This is a genomic window from Ancylobacter sp. GW821-FHT10E12, assembly GCF_058809335.1.
Genome location: NZ_JBXASN010000003.1, coordinates 371,912 through 391,532 on the forward strand (window position 1 = coordinate 371,912; position 19,621 = coordinate 391,532).

Annotated in this window: 21 protein-coding genes and 1 pseudogene; 8 read left to right on the forward strand and 14 right to left on the reverse strand. The window is 70.2% G+C overall.

Features of this window, described 5'->3' with window-relative positions:
* Positions 1-228: 228 nt before the first annotated feature.
* Together ribB and AC1RU4_RS05915 are read left to right on the forward strand one after the other, a co-directional pair.
* Positions 229-1,536, forward strand: coding sequence for a 3,4-dihydroxy-2-butanone-4-phosphate synthase (gene ribB / locus AC1RU4_RS05910; RefSeq protein WP_492890094.1), 1,308 nt, complete (start codon positions 229-231; stop codon positions 1,534-1,536).
* Positions 1,537-1,812: 276 nt separating this feature from the next.
* Positions 1,813-2,640 carry a DUF1194 domain-containing protein gene (locus AC1RU4_RS05915; protein WP_492890095.1) on the forward strand — a complete coding sequence of 276 codons (828 nt, stop codon included), beginning with the start codon at positions 1,813-1,815 and terminating at the stop codon, positions 2,638-2,640.
* A 331-nt stretch (positions 2,641-2,971) separates the two neighbouring features.
* Here AC1RU4_RS05915 and AC1RU4_RS05920 read toward each other — a convergent pair whose 3' ends face one another.
* From AC1RU4_RS05920 to AC1RU4_RS05940, 5 genes are all read right to left on the reverse strand, one after another.
* Entirely contained in the window at positions 2,972-4,225 is a 1,254-nt protein-coding gene (locus tag AC1RU4_RS05920; protein ID WP_492890096.1) for a class I SAM-dependent RNA methyltransferase, read from the reverse strand.
* 2 nt (positions 4,226-4,227) lie between these two features.
* Positions 4,228-4,998 carry a TlyA family RNA methyltransferase gene (locus tag AC1RU4_RS05925; RefSeq protein WP_492890097.1) on the reverse strand — a complete coding sequence of 257 codons (771 nt, stop codon included), beginning with the start codon at positions 4,996-4,998 and terminating at the stop codon, positions 4,228-4,230.
* 76 nt (positions 4,999-5,074) lie between these two features.
* Positions 5,075-7,015: a 1-deoxy-D-xylulose-5-phosphate synthase gene (dxs, locus tag AC1RU4_RS05930; protein ID WP_492890098.1), complete on the reverse strand. Its 1,941-nt coding sequence runs from the start codon at positions 7,013-7,015 to the stop codon at positions 5,075-5,077.
* Positions 7,016-7,168: 153 nt separating this feature from the next.
* The gene (locus tag AC1RU4_RS05935; protein WP_492890099.1) at positions 7,169-7,576 is read right to left on the reverse strand and encodes a DUF1398 family protein; all 408 of its coding nucleotides are present in this window, start codon (positions 7,574-7,576) and stop codon (positions 7,169-7,171) included.
* A 42-nt stretch (positions 7,577-7,618) separates the two neighbouring features.
* On the reverse strand, positions 7,619-8,110 hold the full coding sequence (locus tag AC1RU4_RS05940) for a MarR family winged helix-turn-helix transcriptional regulator (RefSeq protein ID WP_492890100.1): 492 nt from the start codon (positions 8,108-8,110) through the stop codon (positions 7,619-7,621).
* 165 nt (positions 8,111-8,275) lie between these two features.
* Here AC1RU4_RS05940 and AC1RU4_RS05945 point away from each other — a divergent pair, with 165 nt between their 5' ends.
* Genes AC1RU4_RS05945 through AC1RU4_RS05955 form a run of 3 tightly spaced genes read left to right on the forward strand, consistent with a single transcriptional unit; the run spans position 8,276 to position 10,423 of the window.
* Entirely contained in the window at positions 8,276-9,577 is a 1,302-nt protein-coding gene (locus AC1RU4_RS05945; RefSeq protein WP_492890101.1) for a hypothetical protein, read from the forward strand.
* Positions 9,574-10,161: a protein-S-isoprenylcysteine O-methyltransferase gene (locus AC1RU4_RS05950; protein ID WP_492890102.1), complete on the forward strand. Its 588-nt coding sequence runs from the start codon at positions 9,574-9,576 to the stop codon at positions 10,159-10,161. The genes AC1RU4_RS05945 and AC1RU4_RS05950 overlap by 4 nt, the downstream gene beginning before the upstream one ends.
* A 13-nt stretch (positions 10,162-10,174) precedes the next feature.
* Complete coding sequence (locus AC1RU4_RS05955; protein WP_492890103.1) at positions 10,175-10,423, forward strand: DUF1272 domain-containing protein; 249 nt, start codon at positions 10,175-10,177, stop codon at positions 10,421-10,423.
* On the opposite strand, the gene AC1RU4_RS05960 is transcribed toward AC1RU4_RS05955, so the two are convergent.
* The 3 genes from AC1RU4_RS05960 to AC1RU4_RS05970 all read right to left on the reverse strand — a co-directional run bounded on the left by AC1RU4_RS05960 (position 10,392) and on the right by AC1RU4_RS05970 (position 12,112).
* Positions 10,392-10,847, reverse strand: coding sequence for a DUF1284 domain-containing protein (locus tag AC1RU4_RS05960; protein ID WP_492890104.1), 456 nt, complete (start codon positions 10,845-10,847; stop codon positions 10,392-10,394). The two genes, AC1RU4_RS05955 and AC1RU4_RS05960, sit on opposite strands and share 32 nt — an antisense overlap.
* 26 nt (positions 10,848-10,873) lie before the next feature.
* Positions 10,874-11,110, reverse strand: coding sequence for an exodeoxyribonuclease VII small subunit (locus AC1RU4_RS05965; RefSeq protein ID WP_492890130.1), 237 nt, complete (start codon positions 11,108-11,110; stop codon positions 10,874-10,876).
* A 72-nt stretch (positions 11,111-11,182) separates the two neighbouring features.
* Positions 11,183-12,112 (reverse strand): histone deacetylase family protein, encoded by a 930-nt coding sequence (locus tag AC1RU4_RS05970; protein WP_492890105.1) that lies wholly within the window; start codon positions 12,110-12,112, stop codon positions 11,183-11,185.
* 258 nt (positions 12,113-12,370) lie between these two features.
* Between AC1RU4_RS05970 and AC1RU4_RS05975 the strand changes: the two genes are divergently transcribed.
* From AC1RU4_RS05975 to AC1RU4_RS05985, 3 genes are all read left to right on the forward strand, one after another.
* Positions 12,371-13,357, forward strand: a complete 987-nt coding sequence (locus AC1RU4_RS05975; RefSeq protein WP_492890131.1) for an L-threonylcarbamoyladenylate synthase — start codon at positions 12,371-12,373, stop codon at positions 13,355-13,357.
* Positions 13,358-13,606: 249 nt separating this feature from the next.
* Positions 13,607-14,833 carry a cell wall hydrolase gene (locus AC1RU4_RS05980; protein ID WP_492890106.1) on the forward strand — a complete coding sequence of 409 codons (1,227 nt, stop codon included), beginning with the start codon at positions 13,607-13,609 and terminating at the stop codon, positions 14,831-14,833.
* A 93-nt stretch (positions 14,834-14,926) separates the two neighbouring features.
* Positions 14,927-15,427, forward strand: a complete 501-nt coding sequence (locus tag AC1RU4_RS05985; RefSeq protein ID WP_492890107.1) for a hypothetical protein — start codon at positions 14,927-14,929, stop codon at positions 15,425-15,427.
* A 132-nt stretch (positions 15,428-15,559) separates the two neighbouring features.
* Here AC1RU4_RS05985 and AC1RU4_RS05990 read toward each other — a convergent pair whose 3' ends face one another.
* The 6 genes and pseudogenes from AC1RU4_RS05990 to AC1RU4_RS06015 form a co-directional block, all read right to left on the reverse strand.
* Complete coding sequence (locus tag AC1RU4_RS05990) at positions 15,560-16,042, reverse strand: F0F1 ATP synthase subunit B family protein (protein WP_492890108.1); 483 nt, start codon at positions 16,040-16,042, stop codon at positions 15,560-15,562.
* Positions 16,043-16,049: 7 nt separating this feature from the next.
* On the reverse strand, positions 16,050-16,664 hold the full coding sequence (locus AC1RU4_RS05995) for a F0F1 ATP synthase subunit B (RefSeq protein WP_492890109.1): 615 nt from the start codon (positions 16,662-16,664) through the stop codon (positions 16,050-16,052).
* Between the two features lie 68 nt (positions 16,665-16,732).
* A complete protein-coding gene (locus AC1RU4_RS06000; RefSeq protein ID WP_492890110.1) occupies positions 16,733-16,960 on the reverse strand; it encodes a F0F1 ATP synthase subunit C in 228 nt (75 codons plus the stop codon).
* A 66-nt stretch (positions 16,961-17,026) separates the two neighbouring features.
* Positions 17,027-17,785, reverse strand: coding sequence for a F0F1 ATP synthase subunit A (locus AC1RU4_RS06005; RefSeq protein ID WP_492890111.1), 759 nt, complete (start codon positions 17,783-17,785; stop codon positions 17,027-17,029).
* Positions 17,786-18,014: 229 nt separating this feature from the next.
* The gene (locus AC1RU4_RS06010; protein WP_492890112.1) at positions 18,015-18,395 is read right to left on the reverse strand and encodes an AtpZ/AtpI family protein; all 381 of its coding nucleotides are present in this window, start codon (positions 18,393-18,395) and stop codon (positions 18,015-18,017) included.
* Positions 18,396-18,718: 323 nt separating this feature from the next.
* A pseudogene (locus AC1RU4_RS06015) lies at positions 18,719-19,621 on the reverse strand (chromosome segregation protein SMC); the annotation flags it as partial.

Genomic DNA, 19,621 nt, shown 5'->3' on the forward strand with positions numbered 1-19,621 from the left:
GGCTGCATCGGCCGCGTGCGTCCTTCGAGGCCCGGCTTTGCCGGGCACCTCAGGATGACGGGGAGCGCCTATCGGCATCGGGGCCCGTCATGCTGAGGTGCGAGCACCGCGAGCCTCGAAGCACGCAGGCCGCCCCCTCTCGTCCCGGCATCCGTGCAATTTCAGTATCGCTGAAAACGCAATAATGTTTCATTGCGACTGAAAGGGCATGCGCCTATACTCCAGCCCATGAAACTGGCGGACTGGCTGACATCGACCGGCACCTCGCGCAGCGCCTTCGGACGCGCGTGCGGCCTGTCGCCGGCCAGCATCACCGCCCTGTGCAAGGACGAGACGGCCTGGGTCTCGCGGGAGGCGGCGGCGCGCATCGCCGCCGCGACGGGCGGCGCGGTAATGCCGAACGACTTCCTCGGGCTCGGCCTCAGCGAGGTGAAGATCATGACCGACAATCTCCAGGCCCGCGTCCAGGCGGCCATCGAGGCCTTCGCCCGCGGCGAGATGCTGGTGGTGACCGATGACGACGACCGCGAGAACGAGGGCGACCTCATCGTCGCCGCCGTGCATGCCACCCCGGAGAAGCTCGCCTTCATCGTCCGCCACACGTCCGGCATCGTCTGCACGCCGATCACCGCCGAGCATGCGCGCAAGCTCAGGCTCAGCCCGATGGTGAGCGACAATGACGCGCCGCATTCCACCGCCTTCACCATCTCGGTGGACTACAAGCACGGCACCACCACCGGCATTTCCGCCGAGGACCGCACCGCCACCGTGCGCGGCCTCGCCAACCCGAATGCCGGCGCCGCCGATTTCGTGCGCCCCGGCCACATCTTCCCGCTGATCGCCCGCGAGGGCGGGGTGCTGATGCGCTCCGGCCATACCGAGGCGGCCGTCGACCTGTGCAAGCTCGCCGGGCTGGAGCCGGTCGGCGTGATCTGCGAGCTGGTCAATGATGACGGCTCGGTGATGCGCGGGCCGCAGGTCTCCGATTTCGCCGGCCGGCACGAGCTGGTGCGGGTCTCGGTGGCCGATCTCATCGCCTATCGCCAGTCGCGCGAGAAGCTGGTGACGCGCGCCGTCGAGTTCACCGCGCCGACCGTGGTCGGCGACATGCACGGCATTTCCTATGTCACCCCGTTCGAGCCGGTGAACCATCTCGCCCTGGTGCACGGCAAGATCGGCGACGGGCGCGACGTGCTGGTGCGGCTGCACCGCGCCGACCCGATCGGCGACGTGTTCACCGGCGGCAAGGCGATCCATGCCTCGCTGGAGCGCATCAAGGCCGAGGGGCGCGGCGTGCTGGTCTATCTGCGCGACGGCACCGCCGGCGTGCCGGCCACCGCGATCGGGCAAGGCGAGGAAAAGACCGATTCCACCCGGCTGCGCGACGAGGCGTGGCGCGAGGTCGGGCTCGGCGCGCAGATCCTCAAGGATCTCGGCATCACCTCGATCCGGCTGATGGCCTCCCGCACCCGCACCTATGTCGGCATTGCCGGCTTCGGCATCGAGATCGCCGGCACCGAGGTGCTCGACGCCTGACGGCGTCGGGCGCAGGACGCCCATATCCATCGCCAGCGGTCCACACCCGACGGCACCCCGGTAGCGTTCGCTCACGCGAACGGCATCGGGGTGGCCGGCGTGCCCGCAATTTCGGCTTCGGCACCGGCTTTGCCCGTGTCACCATGACCTTGGCGAGTCATCGATCTTCGTCGTGCTCCCGCCGTCGAATGCCGTGACTCCAAATGCCGTGCCCGCGAGTGCCGTGCCCGCAAGTGCCGTGCCTTTGTGCTGCTGCCCTCTCGGACGGAGGTCGCAATGCCGGGCGTGCGTATGGTTCTGCCGGGGCTGCTGGTGCTGCTCGGCATGGTGATGGCCGGCATCCTGTCCCCCGTACGGGCGGACGAGATCGTCGATGTCGAGCTGGTGCTGGCGGTCGACGTCTCCTATTCGATGGACCTCGACGAGCTGGCGCTGCAGCGCGACGGCTATATCGGCGCGGTCACCTCGCCGGAATTCCTCAACGCGCTGAAGCTCGGCCCCAACGGCAAGGTGGCGATCGCCTATGTGGAATGGGCCGGCGTCGACGAGCAGAAGCTGATCGTCGACTGGACCCCGATCGGCAGCCCCGAGGATGCGCAGGCCTTCGCCGCCGCGATCCGCGCCGCGCCGCTGCGCCGCGTCTACCGCACCTCGATATCGGGGGCGATGGCGTTCAGCGCCGACCTCATCAAGTCCAACAAGTTCAAGGGCCTGAAGCGGGTGATCGACATTTCCGGCGACGGCACCAACAACCAGGGCCCGCTGGTCGACCTTACCCGCGACGAGGTGGTCAAGCAGGGCATCACCATCAACGGCCTGCCGCTGATGCTGAAGGAGCCGGCCGGCTCGATGCTCGATATCGGCCAGCTCGACGTCTATTACGAGGATTGCGTGATCGGCGGGCCCGGCGCCTTCGTGGTGCCGGTGCGCGGCGTGCATGAATTCGCCACCGCCATCAAGACCAAGCTGGTGCTGGAGATCGCCGGGCTGCACCTGCCGCCGCCCGGCATCGGGGCGGCACCCGGCGTGCATTACGTCGCCGACGAGAAGCGCGTCTCCTGCTCGGTCGGCGAGCGCATGTGGATGGAGCGCTGGGGGAACTGAGCGGCGGGAATGCGGAGGGCCGGGTCGCCCGTCGCCCTTCGTTGCCGCTTTGCGTTCGGCGCCCTCTCCCCTTCGGAATGACGTCGCTCTTGCTTTCCCTCTCCCCATTGGGGAGAGGTGGCCCCGCCCACGGGTCTCGCCTATGGCGAGCCCGAGGACAGGCTCCGCGGGTCGGTGAGGGGTGGCGCGATTGGGAAGCCGGGAAGACCCCTCACCCCATCCCTCTCCCCGACGGGGAGTGGGAGCCGCCTCATTGGAGACGTGGCTTCGGCGGGGAGTGGGGCCGGAGAGGCCGGGACGGCGTGCGGAAGAAACTCCGCGCGGAAGACGCTCAGCGGCGGAACACGCCGACCATCTCGACATGGGCGGAATAGCGGAACTGGTCGACCGGCACCACGCGCTCCAGCCGGTAGCCGCCGGCGACCAGCAGCCCCGCGTCGCGGGCGAAGGTCGCGGGATCGCAGGACACGCCGACCACCAGCGGCACGCCGCTCGCCGCCAGCTGCGCCGATTGCGCTTCCGCCCCCTGTCGCGGCGGGTCGAACACCACGGCGTCGAACGCCTTCAGTTCCAGCGGCAGCAGCGGCCGGCGGAACAGGTCGCGCGCCTCGGCGCTCACCGGCTTGAGGCCCGGCGTGTTGCGCACCGCCTTCATCAGCGCCTCGACCGCCGGAGCGGCGGATTCATAGGCCGCGACACGGGCGCGCTCGGCGAGGCGCAGCGCGAAGGTGCCGACGCCGGAGAACAGGTCGGCGATGCGGGTCGCGCCCTGCGTCGCCTCCTCCACCAGCGCCGCCAGCGTCGCCTCGCCGGCGGCGGTGGCCTGCAGGAAGGAACCGGGCGGCAGCGGCACGCGGGCGCGGCCCATGGTGACGAGCGGCGGCTCGCGCTGCAGCACCAGTTCGCCATGGCGGGTGAGCCGGGCGAGCCGGTGCGTGCCGGCCACCTCGGCCAGGGCGGCGACGCGGTTCGGCTTCAGGGGGCCGCTGCCGCGCACGTCGACATCGAGCCCGGTCTCGCTGGCGGTGACCTGGATGTCGAGCGGCTTGGCGAGCGGCGCCAGCACCTGCGCCACCGCCCAGGCGGCCGGCAGCGCGCCCTCGAGCGCCGGGGCGAGGATCGGGCAGGCGTCGATGGCGACGACGACATGGCTGCGCCGCCCGGCAAAGCCGACCGCCAGCGTGTCGCGGCCTTTCGGCGCCGAGCCGGCGGTGCCGCGGGCATGGAAGGTGGCGCGGCGGCGGCCCTCGCCATGGGCGTCGAGCAGCGGGGCGATCTCGGTCTCGATGCCGGCGCGGGCAAGCGCCTCCACCACCAGCCCGCGCTTCCAGGCGCGATAGGGCTCGCCCTGCCAGTGCTGGAAGGCGCAGCCGCCGCAGACGCCGACATGGCGGCAGAACGGCTCGACGCGCTCCGGGCTCGGCTCGATCACCGCGACGAGGCGGGCGCGCTCGCCGTCCCGCGCGACCTCGACCAGCTCGCCGGGCAGCGCAAGCGGCACGAAGACCGGACCTTCCGGCGTGTCGGCGATGCCGTCGCCGCGGTGACCGAGGCGGGCGATGCGAAGGGTGGCGGCAGCGGACATGCTCAGCTTTCGATCAGGGGAGAGGCGGTGCGGGCGGCGACCACGAGGTGCTCCTCATTGCCGTCGCCGCCGAGAATGGGCGAGACGAGCCGGTGCGTCACCAGCCAGCCGAGCGTGGCGAGCCGCTCGCAGACGCGGTCGACGGCGACGAGGCGGGCGGCGCTGTCGCGCACGATGCCGCCCTTGGAGAGCTTGTCGCGGCCGACCTCGAATTGCGGCTTCACCAGTGCCACCAGCCGGGCACCCGGCGCGGCATGGGCGAGCGCGGGCTCCAGCACCTGCTCCAGCGAGATGAAGCTGACATCGATGGTGACGATCTCCGCCGGCGGCAGCTCGCCGGGGGCGAGGCGGCGGATATCGGTGCCCTCCAGCGATATGAGGCGCGGATGCACGCGCAGCTTCTCGGCCAATTGGTCGCGGCCGACATCCACCGCATGGACGCGGGCGGCGCCGCGGGCCAGCAGCACCTGCGAGAAGCCGCCGGTGGAGGCGCCGACATCCAGCGCCTCCAGCCCGGTAATGTCGAGGCCGGCGGCGTCGAGCGCGGCTTCCAGCTTCAGCCCGGCGCGGGAGACCCATTCATAGGCCTCGCGCGCCTCGATCACCGCATTGGCGGCGATGGCTTCGGAGGACTTCGCCAGCACCTTGCCGTCGACGGTGACGAGGCCGGCCTCGATGGCGGCCTGCGCGCGGGCGCGGCTGTCGAACAGGCCGCGTTCGACCAGAATGCGGTCGGCACGCTGGCGCTTGGGAACCGGTGCGGCATCCGCCATGGCAAGCCTCCTCCAGACCCAGCTTCTTCAGACCAAGATTCTCAAAGACCAGTCTTCGGCCGGCCGTCCCCGGCGCTCAGCCCCGGAGCAGGACGGAGCGCGCATCCTCGGCACGGCCGAGCGAGCCGAGCACGCCGCGCACGATGCCCTCGGCATCGAGGCCGGCCTCGCGCAGCTGCGCCGCCGGGGTGTCGTGGTCGATGAAGCGGTCCGGCAGCTGCAGGGTGCGCAGCTTCAGGCCGCGCTCCAGCGCCCCGGCCTCGGCGAGCATGGTCAGCACATGCGAGCCGAAGCCGCCCACCGCGCCCTCCTCCACCGTGACCAGCACCTCATGCTCGCGGGCGAGGCGCAGGATGAGGTCGCGGTCGAGCGGCTTGGCGAAGCGGGCATCGGCGACGGTGGTGGACAGGCCGAAGCCGGCGAGCTGGTCGGCGGCGGCGAGGCAGGGCGCCAGCCGCGTGCCGAGCGAGAGCAGCGCCACCTTGGAGCCCTCGCGCACGATGCGGCCGCGGCCGATCTCCAGCGGAACGCCGTGCTCGGGACGCTCGACGCCGACGCCCTCGCCGCGCGGGTAGCGGAAGGCGATGGGACCCTCGTCATAGGCGCTCGCGGTCGCCACCATGTGCACCAGCTCGGCCTCGTCGGACGGGGCCATCACCACCATGCCGGGCAGGCAGGCCAGCATCGGCACGTCGAAGGCGCCGACATGGGTCGAGCCGTCGGCGCCGACCAGGCCGGCGCGGTCGATGGCGAAGCGCACCGGCAGGCGCTGGATGACGACGTCGTGGACGATCTGGTCATAGGCGCGTTGCAGGAAGGTGGAATAGATGGCGCAGAACGGCTTGTAGCCCTCGGTGGCGAGGCCGGCGGCGAAGGTGACCGCGTGCTGCTCGGCGATGCCGACATCGAAGGTCCGCTCCGGGAAAACCTGGCCGAACAGGTCCAGCCCGGTGCCGGCCGGCATGGCGGCGTTGACGGCGACGATCTTCGGGTCGCGCCGGGCCTCGTCGATCAGGCTGTCGGCGAAGACGCGGGTATAGGACGGCGCGTTGGAGATCGCCTTGGTCTGGGTGCCGGTGGCGACATCGAAGCGCTGCACGCCGTGATATTTGTCGGCCGAGGCCTCGGCGGGCGGATAGCCCTTGCCCTTCTGGGTGACGACATGCACCAGAATCGGGCCGGTCTCGCTGTCGCGGGCGTTGCGCAGCACCGGCAGCAGATGGTCGAGATTATGCCCGTCGATCGGCCCGACATAGTAGAAGCCGAGCTCCTCGAACAGCGTGCCGCCGGTCCAGAAGCCGCGCGCGAACTCCTCCGCCCGCGCCGCCTGGCGGCCGAGGAATTTCGGCAGGTTGCCGGCGAGCTGCTTGGCGGTCTCGCGCAGCGAGCGGTAGGTGCGCCCCGACAGCAGCCGGGCGAGATAGGCCGACATGGCGCCGACCGGCGGGGCGATCGACATGTCGTTGTCGTTGAGGATGACGATCAGCCGGGAATCCATCGCCCCGGCATTGTTCATCGCCTCATAGGCCATGCCGGCCGACATGGCGCCGTCGCCGATGACGCAGACGACATTGCGGCGGGCGATATCCGGGTCCTTGGCGGCGTCGAGATCGCGCGCGACCGCCATGCCGAGGCCGGCGGAGATCGAGGTCGAGGAATGGCCGGCGCCGAACGGGTCGTAGACGCTCTCGGTGCGGTTGGTGAAGCCGGACAGGCCGGTGCCCTGGCGCAGGGTGCGGATGCGCTCGCGCCGGCCGGTGAGGATCTTGTGCGGGTAGCACTGGTGGCCGACATCCCAGATCAGCCGGTCGTTCGGCGTGTCGAAGACGTGGTGCAGCGCCACGGTGAGCTCGACGACGCCGAGCCCGGCGCCGAGATGGCCGCCGGTGACGGAGACGGCCGAGATGGTCTCCTCCCTGAGCTCGGCGGCGATCTGCGGCAACTGCTCCTCGGACAGCCGGCGCAGATCGGCCGGCTCCCGGATGGTGTCGAGAAGCGGCGTCGAAGGACGGGTCAAGAACTACCTCGGTGCTCTGTTCCGGGCGCGCGGAGCGCTCCACCGCAACGCCGGGCGAAGTCTTAGGGCATACACGCTGGCGTCGACGCGCGCAACGCGCGCCTCCCGGCGCCACCGGCTTGTGAACCCGCCCGCGCCATTGGCGGTTGCCGGTTAGGGCGCGGGCGGGAAGAATTCGACATGCGTGTCGGCGGTGCGCCCGACATAGAGCGCGCGCCGGCCGGACAGCGAGACGAGATAGAAGGAGCAGCCGGCCGCCACGGCCCGCCGGCAGAAGGTTTCATAGGTATAGCCCGGAACGGCATTCTGCGCGTCGCGGATCGCCGCGACCAGCGCCGCCCTGTCGAAGGCGGGAGCCACCTCGTCCTGCCGGCGGCCGAGCGGCAGATCGACATTCGAGCCGTCCGACAGCAGATAGGTGGCGCGCGAGGCGCGGAAATCCACCTCGTAGCCCTCGAAACCGGCCTTGCCGAGCGTCGCGAGGATCTCGTTGAAGCTGAGTGTGCCGGCCTCGGCGCTGCGCAGGCAGGCCTCGGCAACGCGGCTGGATTCGACGTTCATGACGTCCTCCCGATGAAATGACCCATGTGGAAAACCGGCGGCTCAGGCCACCGGCAGGGCGGTGAAGCCGCGCCGGGCGACGATGTCCTGCAGCAGGCGCATGAGGTTCTCGCGTTCCATCGGCGAGAGATGGGCGAAGAACTCGGCATCATTGCGGTCGGCCAGGGCGGCGAGGCGCGGGACCAGATCACGACCTGCGGAGGACAGGGCGAGCGTGTGGCTGCGCCCGTCATCGGCCGTCGCCGCGCGCAGCACCAGATCCTTGGCGATCAGCCGCTCGGCGAGCTTGCTTATGGCGCCGCGGGTGAGGCCGAGGCGAGCGGCCACCGCGCTCGGCATCAGCGGCGCCTCGCCGTGCAGGCTGCGCAGCACCGCCCATTCCGCCACCGTCACCGCCTCCCCCGCCAGCTTCTCGGCAAAGGCCTGCGACACGTGGTTCGACACGAAGCGCAGCCAGAAGCCGAGATGGGTGGAGAGATCGGAAGGCGTGGCGGGAGGGCCGGCGGAAGCACCGGAAGAAGGAGTGGAGGACATGAGCGACTCCATCAAGTTGACTAGGAAACTATCAGCAAAAAGTTTCCTAGTCAACCATCGCTCCCGGCGGGTTTCCCGCCTCCGGCCCGCAATCGCATGTGGAGACCGGGGCGCGGGGCGCCGACGGACATGGAATCGCCCGGATGCATACTTTAGAACCGCGACATGACGAAACGGGAAGACCCCGACTCGCCCGGCCATGATTCGCCTGGCCACGCCCAGCGAACCACCGACGGAGACGGCGGGCGGCGGCTGATGCTTTTCCTGCCCGGCCACGACCCGACCGACATGGACTACCACCACGGCCGCTTCGTCCATCAGGCCGGGCGGTTCGCCGAGCTGTGGTCGTGCCGGACCGAGGTCTCCGTCCGCCGCGACGAGCCGGGCTTCCCGGTCAGCATCTGGAGCGCGGCCACCGAGGGGCCGAACTGGCGGCAGCGGACCGACTACGCCATCCTGCGCTGGGACGACATCGTGGTGGCGCTGGACGAGCGGCCGAACGCGGTGCGGCTGTGGCGCGGGCTGGCGGCGCTGTTCGAGTTCGTGCGCAACGGCACCGCGCGGCGCTACCTGCGCGCGACGCTGCGCTATGGCTGCTTCTGCCTGTTCCCCTTCGCCATCGTGCTGATGTTCCTGATCGCCGGCGCGCTGGCCGGGTCCGCCGCGGGGTGGCTGGCCTCGCTGGCGCTGCCGGGGATCGCGGCGGGCGCCGTCGGCCTCGCGGCCGGCATCGCCACCTTTCTCGGCCTGTTCCACCAGCCGGGACGGCGCTGGCGGGTGCATCAGGCGCTCGACGACTGGGACCTCGCCCGCGACTATCTGCACGAGCGCACCCCGACGCTCGACGCCCGCCTCGGCCGGCTCGCCGAATATGTGGTGGAGAAGGTGCGCGCGGGCGGGCATGACGAGGTGATCATCGTCGGCCACAGCCTCGGGGCGACGCTGGCGCTGCGCGTGCTCACCCGCGCCTTCGCGCAGGACCCGGCGCTCGGGCGGGCCGGGCCGCGGCTGAACTTCCTCACCTGCGGCGCCACCATCCCGAAATTCAGCCTGCACCCGCAGGCGGGGCGGGTGCGCGCCGAGGCGGAGACGGTGGCCGGCCTGCCCGGCCTGTTCTGGACCGAGTACCAGGCGCGGCACGATGCCATCAATTTCTACAAGTTCCACCCGGTGAAGCTGTGCCGGGCGGAGTTCGACAGCCACGCGCTCGGCCAGCCGATCCTGCGCAACGCCAACATCAAGCGGATGCTCTCGCGCGAAAAGCTGAAGCGGCTGCGCTGGCACATCATGCGCATCCATTACCAGTTCATGCTGGCGAACGAATACCGCGCCTCCTACGACTTCTTCATGTTCGCGCTCGGGCCGGTGCCCTTCGCCAATCTCACCTTCTCGCCCGACGGGCCGGTCGGCCTGTTCGGGCCCGACGGCTCCCTCCTCTCCCGCAACCACGTGACGGACGCCCCATGAACCTTCTTCTCGCCGCCAAAATCGTCTGGGCGGCCGGCGTGATCGGCTGGTACGTCATCCGCCTGCCCTTCGAGCGCAAGGTGAAGCGCGAGCGCGTGGTCGACGCCCGCGACCGGCTGCGCGAATTGCTGCTGCTCGCCTGCTCGACCTGCGGGCTCGGCATCGTGCCGCTGCTCTGGGCGACCTCGCACGTCTTCGACGTCGCGAACTACCCCTATACGCCGCTGCAGTTCGCCCTCGGCACCCTCGCCTTCATCGGCTCGCTCTGGCTGTTCCGCCGCACCCACAAGGACCTCGGCAAGAACTGGTCGGTGACGCTGGAGATCAAGGACAGCCACAAGCTGATCACCGAGGGCGTCTACCGCCATGTCCGCCACCCGATGTATTCCGCCTTCTTCCTGTGGGCGCTGGCGCAGCTGATCCTGATCCCCAACTGGATCGCCGGCCCGGCGGGATTCGTCGGTTTCGGCATCCTCTACGCCTTCCGCGTCGGGCGCGAAGAGGCGATGATGCTGGATACGTTCGGCGACGAATACCGCGCCTACATGGCCCGCACCGCCCGCGTCATTCCGGGCGTGCTCTGACCGGAGGATAAACATGCTGGAACTGCGCCCGTCCTGCGAATGCTGCGACCGCGCCCTCGCCCCGCAATCGCGCGAGGCGATGATCTGCACCTTCGAATGCACGTTCTGCGCGGAATGCGCCGACAAGGTGCTGGGCGGCACCTGCCCGAACTGTTCCGGTGAGCTGGTGCGCCGCCCGGTGCGCCCGGCGGCGGCGCTCGCCCGGCATCCGGCCTCGACGGCGCGGGTGTTCAACCCGGATTGCGCGCGCAAGGCGGGTTGAGGCCGTCGCCGCGCAGCCGCACCCGGCGGAAGCCGCCGGCGGCGATGTCGGTGCAGAGCTGCGTCCACTCGCACCCCGCGCAGGCGGCGCGGCTGGTGCCGGCGGCGAAGGCCCGGCGCAGGTGCGCGATCGCGGCAGCGGAGAGATCGAGCCTGTCACCCGCTGCCAGCTTCCGGCCGAGCAGCATGGCGGCCGCCTCGATGGCAAGGGCGTCGCGCGCGGCGACCCCGGCATTCCGGCAATGGTGGCCGTCCGCCAGCATCGGGGCGCAGATATCGTCCGGCCCCTCGACCAGCATCGCCGGCTCGCCGTCGTTCAGCCGGGCGACGATCACGTCGTAATTGGCGGTGAAGGCCGGGGTGTAGCCGCGGCCGACATAGGTCAGCAGGCAGAGCAGATGATGGCCGCGGAGACGAACCGTCATGTGCGGACCATCATCCGGCGGCCGGACTACTCGCCGTCCAGCGGCTGCGTGCCGGTGGGACGGCCGTCGGCGCCGAGGGTGATCTTCTCCACCCGCGCCTCGGCATCCTTCAGCAGCGCGTCGCAGCGGGCCTTCAGCGCCTCGCCGCGCGCATAGAGCGTGATGGATTCCTCAAGCGGCACGTTGCCGCCTTCGAGCTTGCCGACGATGGCCTCGAGTTCCGCCATCGCCTTCTCGAAGCTCAGCGTGCTGATATCCGACATCTCGGCCATGGCTTCCTCCCGCTGCGATGAACGCCCGAATCGTCGATCCCGGCGTCCGCGCCTTATACAGGATCAGCCGCGCATCAGGGTGAGCACATGCTGCTCGGCCGAGCGCGACAGGCCCTCCAGGTCGTAGCCGCCCTCCAGCACCGAGACGATGCGGCCGGCGCAATGCCGCTCGGCGAGCTCCATCAGGCGCAGCGTCACCCAGCGGTAGTCGTCCTCCAGCAGGCAGATATTGGCCAGCGGATCACGCACATGGGCGTCGAATCCGGCGGAGACGATCAGCAGTTCCGGGCCGAACGCCTCCAGCCGCGGCAGGATGCGGCCCTCGAACGCCTCGCGGAAGCGCTCGCCATTGTCGCCGGCGCGCAGCGGGGCGTTGACGATATTGTCGGAGGTGCCGCGCTCGCCGACCGAGCCGGTGCCGGGGAATAGCGGCATCTCATGGGTCGAGGCGTACATGACGCTCGGGTCCGACCAGAAGATCTCCTGGGTGCCGTTGCCGTGATGCACGTCGAAATCGACGATGGCGACGCGGCCGATGCCGTGCACCTTCTGGGCATGGCGGGCGGCGATGGCGACATTGTTGAACAGGCAGAACCCCATCGGCGTGCGCGTCTCGGCATGGTGGCCGGGCGGGCGCATCGAGACGAAGGCGTTCGACACCTTGCCGGTCACCACCTCGTCCACCGCCAGCACCGAGCCGCCGACTCCGCGCGAGATCGCCTCGCCGGTGCCGGGCGACAGCACGGTGTCGCCATCGATGCGCACCAGGCCCTCCCTGGGATTCGCCTCGGCCAGCGCGTCGACATAATCCTCCGGATGCACGCGGATGATGTCCTCGCGCGCGGCGAGCGGCGCCGGCTCGCGCACCAGCGTGGCAAACTCCTCCTTCTCGAACAGGCGGTTGAGCACCCGCACGCGGTCCGGCCGCTCCGGGTGGCCCGGCGGCGTCAGGTGATCAAGCGAAGCGTCGTGCGAGATGAGCAGCGTGTTCATGGCAATCCTTGGGATAGGTTTCGCGGGGCGGCGACATTGTTGGTCTTCTTGAACCGTCCGATGGTGGACGATATGCCACGTCCGCCCGGCAGGCCAGCGCGGGCGCGCGCGAATGACGGTTTTTTCAAAGCGTCGCGACGGCCGGGCCCGGCGGCGGTTGACCATTCCCCGCCCCGCTCCTAAGCCGACGCGGCCGCACGAGCCGAGGCGGCACCCTTCGCCTGCCCGGAGACGCAAGACGTGACCACGCCCGACCCGATGCCGACGTCGCTCCGGCGCCCGACCCGCCTGATGGCGGCGGATGCGGCCGGCATTGCCGAGGCGGCGCGGGTGCTGCGCGCCGGCGGGCTGGTCGCCATCCCCACCGAGACGGTCTACGGCCTCGCCTGCGACGCCACCGATCCGCATGCGGTCGCCCGTCTCTATGCCGCCAAGGGCCGGCCGAGCTTCAACCCGCTGATCGCCCATGTGCCGGATTTCGCCGCCGCGCGCGGGGTCGGCCATTTCGGGCCGATGGCCGAGAGGCTCGCCCGCGCCTTCTGGCCGGGGCCGCTGACGCTGGTGGTGCCGGCGGTCGAGGCGGCGACCTCGCCGCTCGCCCGCGCCGGGCTGGCGAGCGTCGCCATCCGCGTGCCGTCGCATGAGGTGGCGCTGGCGGTGCTGCGGGCGGCGGGACGGCCCATCGCCGCGCCGAGCGCCAACCGCTCCGGCCATGTCTCGCCGACCACCGCCGCGCATGTGATGGCCGATCTCGACGGCGCGATCGAGCTGGTACTGGATGCCGGGCCGGCCGCCGTGGGCGTGGAATCGACCATTCTCGATTGCACCGGCGACATTCCGGCGATGCTGCGGCCCGGCGGGCTGGCGCGGGAGACCATCGAGGCGGTGCTCGGCCGGCCGCTCGCCATGCCCGAGCGGGTGACCGACGACGAGACGCCGCAGGCACCGGGCATGCTCGCCTCGCATTACGCGCCCTCGGTGCCGGTGCGGCTCGATGCCGACGACCTGCGCGAGGGCGAAGCGCTGCTGACCTTCGACGGTCGCGTGCTGCCGGGCGCCGCGCCGGCGGTGACCCGCGACCTCAGCCCCTCCGGCGATCTCGTCGAGGCGGCCGCCAATCTCTACGCCCATCTGCGCGAGCTCGACGCGCCGGAAATCACCGGCATCGCGGTGGTCGGGCTGCCGGCCCACGGGCTGGGCGAGGCGATCGCCGACCGGCTGCGGCGGGCCGCGGCGCCGCGTTAACGGCGCAGCAAGGTTAATACGCGACAACCATAAGGCCCGGCGCGCGGGGCCTTGCCTGATGCGCGCCTGCCACGCCGGGCGTGTTGTGGGGGCCGCGATGCGGCCGGGTTGCGTAGGCGTCGCGTCATGGGGATCTCGCGTCGGTCGGCTCTGGTGCTGGGATGGCGGCATCGTTGGTCACGCAGGTGGCCGCGTCGATGGCCGCCGCGGTGGCCGCTCGCCGCCGGCCTGGCGCTGGCCAGCCTGTGGATGCCGCTCACGGCCAGCGGCATCGGCTACCAGGACATCGCCGCGCTGCTCACCCATAATCCCGACGTGGTGGCGCGGGCGCGGCTCGACGTGCTGCCCGGCACCTTCCGCACGCTGAAGGCGGCGACCTTCGCCTGGCCGGCCGCCGCGTCGCTGCCGCCCGGCTCGGCGATCCCGGCGGCGCCATATGCGGCGCGGCTCGCCATCGACGTCAACCGCGCCGGCAAGGGCGACCGCCTGCCGGAGCCCGCCTCGCCCGGCCTGCCCGACGCCTTCGCCGATGCCGGCATTGCCAGCCTCGCCGGAGCCGCGGGCGCCGGCATCGGAGGGGCGGGAATCGGAGGGGCGGGCATATCGGCCGGCGACGCCACGGTCCCGGCCGCAGCCCTCGCCGGAGCCGGAGCGGGCACCGACCCGTTCGAATCCGGCGAGGACGCCGCCGACGCCAATGATCTCGCCGCCTATTCCACCGATGCCGGCGATCCGACCGGCGACCCGACCGAGCTGGAGAACGCCGCCAGCGCCGGCGACGACGCCATCGTGGCGGGATGGGGCGAGGGCGGGCCGGCCGGCCCGGCCTATGCCGATCCGTTCGCCGAGGATGGCGGGCGACTCGGTGCCGCCGACGGCGCGCCGCCGATCTACCGCCAGGCCAGCCTGATCTTCGGCCTCGACGGAGCGCCGGCGCAGCGCTTCCTCGGCGGCGAGGATTCCGGCACCTCGGTCGCCGCCAAGGGCGAGGAGGATGACGACGCCTCGACGCTCGGGCGGATGGAGGGCGCCTCCCCCGCCGAGCGGCTCGGCCTCGACGGGCGGCGGCGCGAGCGGGCCGAGCAGTGCCTTGCCGAGGCGGTGTATTTCGAGAGCCGCGGCGAGCCGGAGCGCGGGCAGATCGCGGTGGCGCAGGTGGTGATGAACCGGGTGTTCTCCGGCTATTACCCCGCCGATGTCTGCCGCGCGGTCTACCAGAACGCCAATCGCAGGTTCGCCTGCCAGTTCACCTTCGCCTGCGACAATATCCGCGACGTGGTGACCGAGCCGCGGCTGTGGAAGCAGGCGCAGCGCATCGCCGCCGACATGCTGGACGGCAGGCTGTGGGATTCGAAGGTCGGCCGGGCGACGCACTACCATGCGCAATCGGTGCGCCCGTTCTGGATCCGCGAGATGCGCAAGCTCGACCGCATCGGCGAGCACACCTTCTACCGCCCGCGACGCTGGACGAGCTGACGGGTTGCCTCACCTGCCGGCCGCCTCTTGCACGCATGCATTGCATCTGCTTGCTTGGACCACTGAGAGGAATTTTCGGCGGGGGAGGATGCCATGGTGGAAAATATCGCGGCGGCGCGCGAAGCCGTGGCGGTGATGCGCGAAAGCATCGAGCTGGCGCGTGAATTGCTGACGCTGTTCGGAGCCCTGCCGCGCGTCAGGGCCGCCGGCGCCGCCGGCGAGCTCACCTTTACCGAAGACAGCCTGCTGGCGGTTCTCCGCCGGCTGGGCGGCAAGGACCGGACGAGCGCCGATCAGGCCGAACTCCGGCGCCTCATGGACGAGACCGCCCCCGAAGTCGACGGCAGCCTCGGCAAGCTGCGGGTGTGCCGGGATCGGTTCCTCGGCCAGGCGCACAATGTTGCGTTCGGCCAGGCGTTGGACAAGATCCTGTTTGGCGAATACGGAAAGATGAACATCCGCGAACAGATAAACCTGCTTGTCCAGGCCGATATCGCCTCGCCGAAACTGGCGAGCCTCTCCCGGAAGATTTGCCGGGATATCGAGAATTTCAATCGCGCATTGACCGATCTTGCGACGGCATCGAAGGCTTGATCGGTAAACCGCGCATGGCGGCTGGAACAGGGGTGATCGCCCGGTGTCCCGGCGCCCGCCGGCAATGGGGGCGTCCGACGCAAAAAGCCCGGCACGCGGCCGGGCTTTTCAAAGGCGTGGGGTGAAGGCGGCTCAGTTGAGCTTCGACTTCACATCCTTCACCGCATCTTCCAGCAGCCGGTCGGCGGTGGCGCCGACGACACTGGCCGCCAGCACGGTCTCGGCGGCCTTCACCGCCGCGTCGGCGGCGGCGGCGCGCACATCGGCGAGCGCCTGCGCCTCGGCCTGGGCGATCTTCTGCTCGGCCATCCTGGTGCGGCGGGCGATCAGGTCTTCCAGCTTGGTCTTGGCCTCGGAAGCCAGGCGCTCGGCCTCCGCGCGGGCGCTGGTGACGATGGCCTCGGCCTCGGCTTCCGCCTCATGCTGCTTGCGCCGATATTCGGCGACCAGCTTCTGCGCCTCTTCCTTCAGCCGGCGGGCTTCCTCCAGCTCGGCGCGGATGCGCTCGCCGCGCGAATCGAGCTTGGCGACGATGCCGGAGAAGGCGCCCGCCTTGGCGACGATCGCCATGAAGATGACGAAGGCGACGGCGACCCAGAGTTCTGCGGTTCCCATGGCGCCCTCAGCTCTCGATGGCCTTGTCGACCGCCGCTTCCACCGCCTGCGGGGCGGGGGCGGAGCCGATCAGCTGGTTGACGATGACGCCGGCCGCGTCCACCGCGATGCCGCGGACATTGGCCATCGCCGCGGTCTTGGTCTGCCCGATGGTGGTTTCCGCCGCGGCGAGCTTGGCGGAAAGCTCGGCCTCGAGCGCCTTGCGGCGCAGCTCGGCCTCCACCGCCAGCTTGTCGCGGGTCTCGGTGGCGATCCCATGCGCCTTGTTGCGGGCGCCGGCGAGCGCCTGCTCATAGGCCCTGGCCGCCGCCTCGCTCTCGGCCTTCATCTTGCCGGCCTCCTCGAGGTCGTCGGCGATGCGATCGTGACGCTCTTCGAGGATGGTGCCGATGCGCGGCAGCGCGATGCGGCTCATCAGCAGGTACAGCGCGCCGAAGGCGATCGCCAGCCAGATGAGCTGCGAGGGAAAGGTGTGCACGTCAAAGGGCGGAAATCCGCCGCCATGGGCTTCCGCTGGAGGCACGCCGATCTCCACACCCGAATGCGTCCCCGTGCCGGTCGACACCGGGGCTTCCGCCTGAGCGATAATGAAAGTACCGGCCGGACCGTTGGTCTCGGACATGGTGCGGGCTTCCTCGATCGATGCGGCAGGCGGGCGCGCCGAGGCGCACCCGCCGCCTCAGAAGGACGTCAGACCACGAAGAGCAGGACGAGGGCGACGACGAGCGAGAAGATGCCGAGACCTTCCGCAAGCGCCGCGCCGATGAAGGCGCGGGCGAACTGGCCGTCGGCGGCCGACGGGTTGCGCAGGGCGCCCGACAGGAAGTTGCCGAAGATGTTACCGACGCCGATGCCAGCGAGGCCCATGCCGAGACAGGCGATACCGGCGCCGAGGAACTTGGCGGCTTCCGCTTCCATGATCTTCTCCTATTGAATTCGCAAGATTGAGTTGAAGGCTTTGTGGATGTCCCGCGAGCGCGCCGATCAGTGGCCCGGATGCAGCGCGTCGTTGAGATAGATGCAGGTCAGCACCGCGAAGACATAGGCCTGCAGGGCGGCGACCAGGAATTCGAGCGCGGTGAGCGCCACGACCATGGCGAGCGGCAGCGTCGCGCCGAGGGCGCCGAGGGCGCCGCCCGCGCTCATCATCACGATGAAGCCGGCGAACACCTTCATGGCGATATGGCCGGCGAGCATGTTGGCGAACAGACGCAGCGACAGGCTGATGGGACGCGAGAGGAAGGAGATGACCTCGATCACGATCATGAAGGGCAGCAGGAAGGCCGGCACGCCCGACGGCACGAACAGGTGCAGGAAGTGGGTGCCGTGGCGCACGAAGCCGTAAATGATCACGGTGCCGATCACCACCAGCGCCAGCGCGGCGGTGACGATGAGGTGGCTGGTGACCGTGAAGGAATACGGCACCATGCCGAGGAAATTGGAGACCAGCACGAAGATGAACAGCGAGAACACCAGCGGGAAGAACTTCATCCCCTCGTTGCCGGCGGTACCGCGTACCGTGGAGGCGACGAATTCGTAGGAGATCTCCGCCAGCGACTGCAGCCGGCCCGGCACCAGGGTGCGCCCGCGCGTCGCGAAGGTGAGGAAGAAGAACACGAGGGCCACGATGCCGAACATGAAGGCGGCCGAATTGGTGAAGGCGAAATGGACGCCGCCGGGCGCCCCCAGATCCACGATGCTGTGGATCTCGAACTGATGGATCGGATCGATCTCGGTCGCCATCGCCCGTTGCTGCCCTCATCCCGCGGCGCCCCTCGTGAGGCGCCCGCCCTGCCCTGGACGTGCCGCCCGAGCGGGCGACACAGCTGAAACTCGCCGTTCCGAAGCGATGCCGGCAGCCGATCCTGCCCCACCCCTCCAGGCGCCACCTCGCGGCGGCGACTAGATGCCACACGCCGCCTCTCGGCGGCGAAACCCTGCCTTACACGCCGCCATCCAGCGGCGAAACCGTCTACGCGCCGCCTTTCGGCGGCTTCTTGCGGCCGAACTCGCCGGCCGCCCGCATCATGTTCATCACGCTCGCGCCGAAGCCGAGCAGCAGGAACACGATCATCCCCCACGGCGCGGTGCCGAGAAGATAGTCGATGCCCCAGCCGAGGCCGGCACCGACCAGAACTCCGGCGACGAACTCGCTCCCCAGACGGAAGGCAAGCGTCATGCCGGCCGAGGTCGACGTCCGGTCCGGCTCGGCCGCAGGCTCCTCCGCCTTGCGTTCAGCCTGCACCCGGTGGAGCGCCGTGCCGAGGCCGCGGAGACGGCCGGACAGTTCGGAATCGGAGAGTTCCGGCTCACCTTTGCCGCCCTGGCCGTCCGCTTTGTCTCGGTCGTCCATGATTCGCGCTCTGGCTTGACCGGAGGAGGTGCCCCAACCCCCGAAACCGGGCGCACCATAGTGATCGCCCCGAGGGGTGTCAAGAACACGATCACATCTTTTAAGTCATTGGAAAACATCGACAAAAGACACAGGTGGACGCTCTGTCGCAGGTGTGTTGCACCCTCATTCGCACCAAGGGAAGCCGTTAGGGGATGTTTTGGCATACCAGAGCCGCCATCCCAATAAGGCGAACGCCGCAGATCGGGCTCCCGGAAGGTCAGCTGCCGGGTCGGCGAGCGGTGTCGGCGTGCCGCATCGGCGAGCGGCCACGGGATGCGGCGTCAGCCGGCCTCGCGCCAGGTCTCCGCGGTGTCGAGGTCGACCGATACCAGCTTCGACACCCCGCGCTCGGCCATGGTGACGCCGAACAGCCGGTTCATGCGGCTCATGGTGATCGGGTTATGCGTAATAGTGACGAAACGCGTCCGCGTCAGCCGGCACATCTCGTCGAGAAGATTGCAGAATCGCTCGACATTGGCGTCGTCGAGCGGCGCATCCACCTCGTCCAGCACGCAGATCGGCGACGGGTTGGTGAGGAACACCGCGAAGATGAGCGCCATGGCGGTGAGCGCCTGCTCGCCGCCCGACAGCAGCGACAGCGATTGCGGCTTCTTGCCCGGCGGCTTGGCGATGATGTCGAGCCCGGCCTCCAGCGGATCCTCCGAATCGGTGAGCACCAGTTGCGCCTCGCCGCCGCCGAACAGCGTGCCGAACAGCTGGCGGAAATGGCCGTCCACCACCGCGAAGGAGGCATTGAGCCGCTCGCGCGCCTCGCGGTTGAGGCTGTAGATGCCCTGGCGCAGGCGCTTGATCGCCTCGGTGAGGTCGTCGCGCTCGGCGGCGAGGCCGTGCTGCCTTGTCTCGACCTCGGCAAGCTCCTCCTCGGCGCGCAGATTGACGGCGCCGAGCCGCTCGCGCTCGCGCTTCAGCCGGTCGAGATCGGCCTCCACCGCCTGCGGATCGGGCAATGGGGCGCCCGATTCGGCATCAAGACCGGCAATGGCGCGGGCGCTCTCCGGCGGGCCGTCGAGCATGTCGGCGATCTCGCGGAGCAGGTCCTCGCGGCGCTGGCGAACCGCCTCCAGCCGCGCCTCGGCGCGGGCGGCGGCCTCGCGGGCGGAGGCCAGCGCATCGAGCGCAGCGCGGGCGGCCTGCTCGGCCTGCCGGCCGGCGGCCTCGGCGGC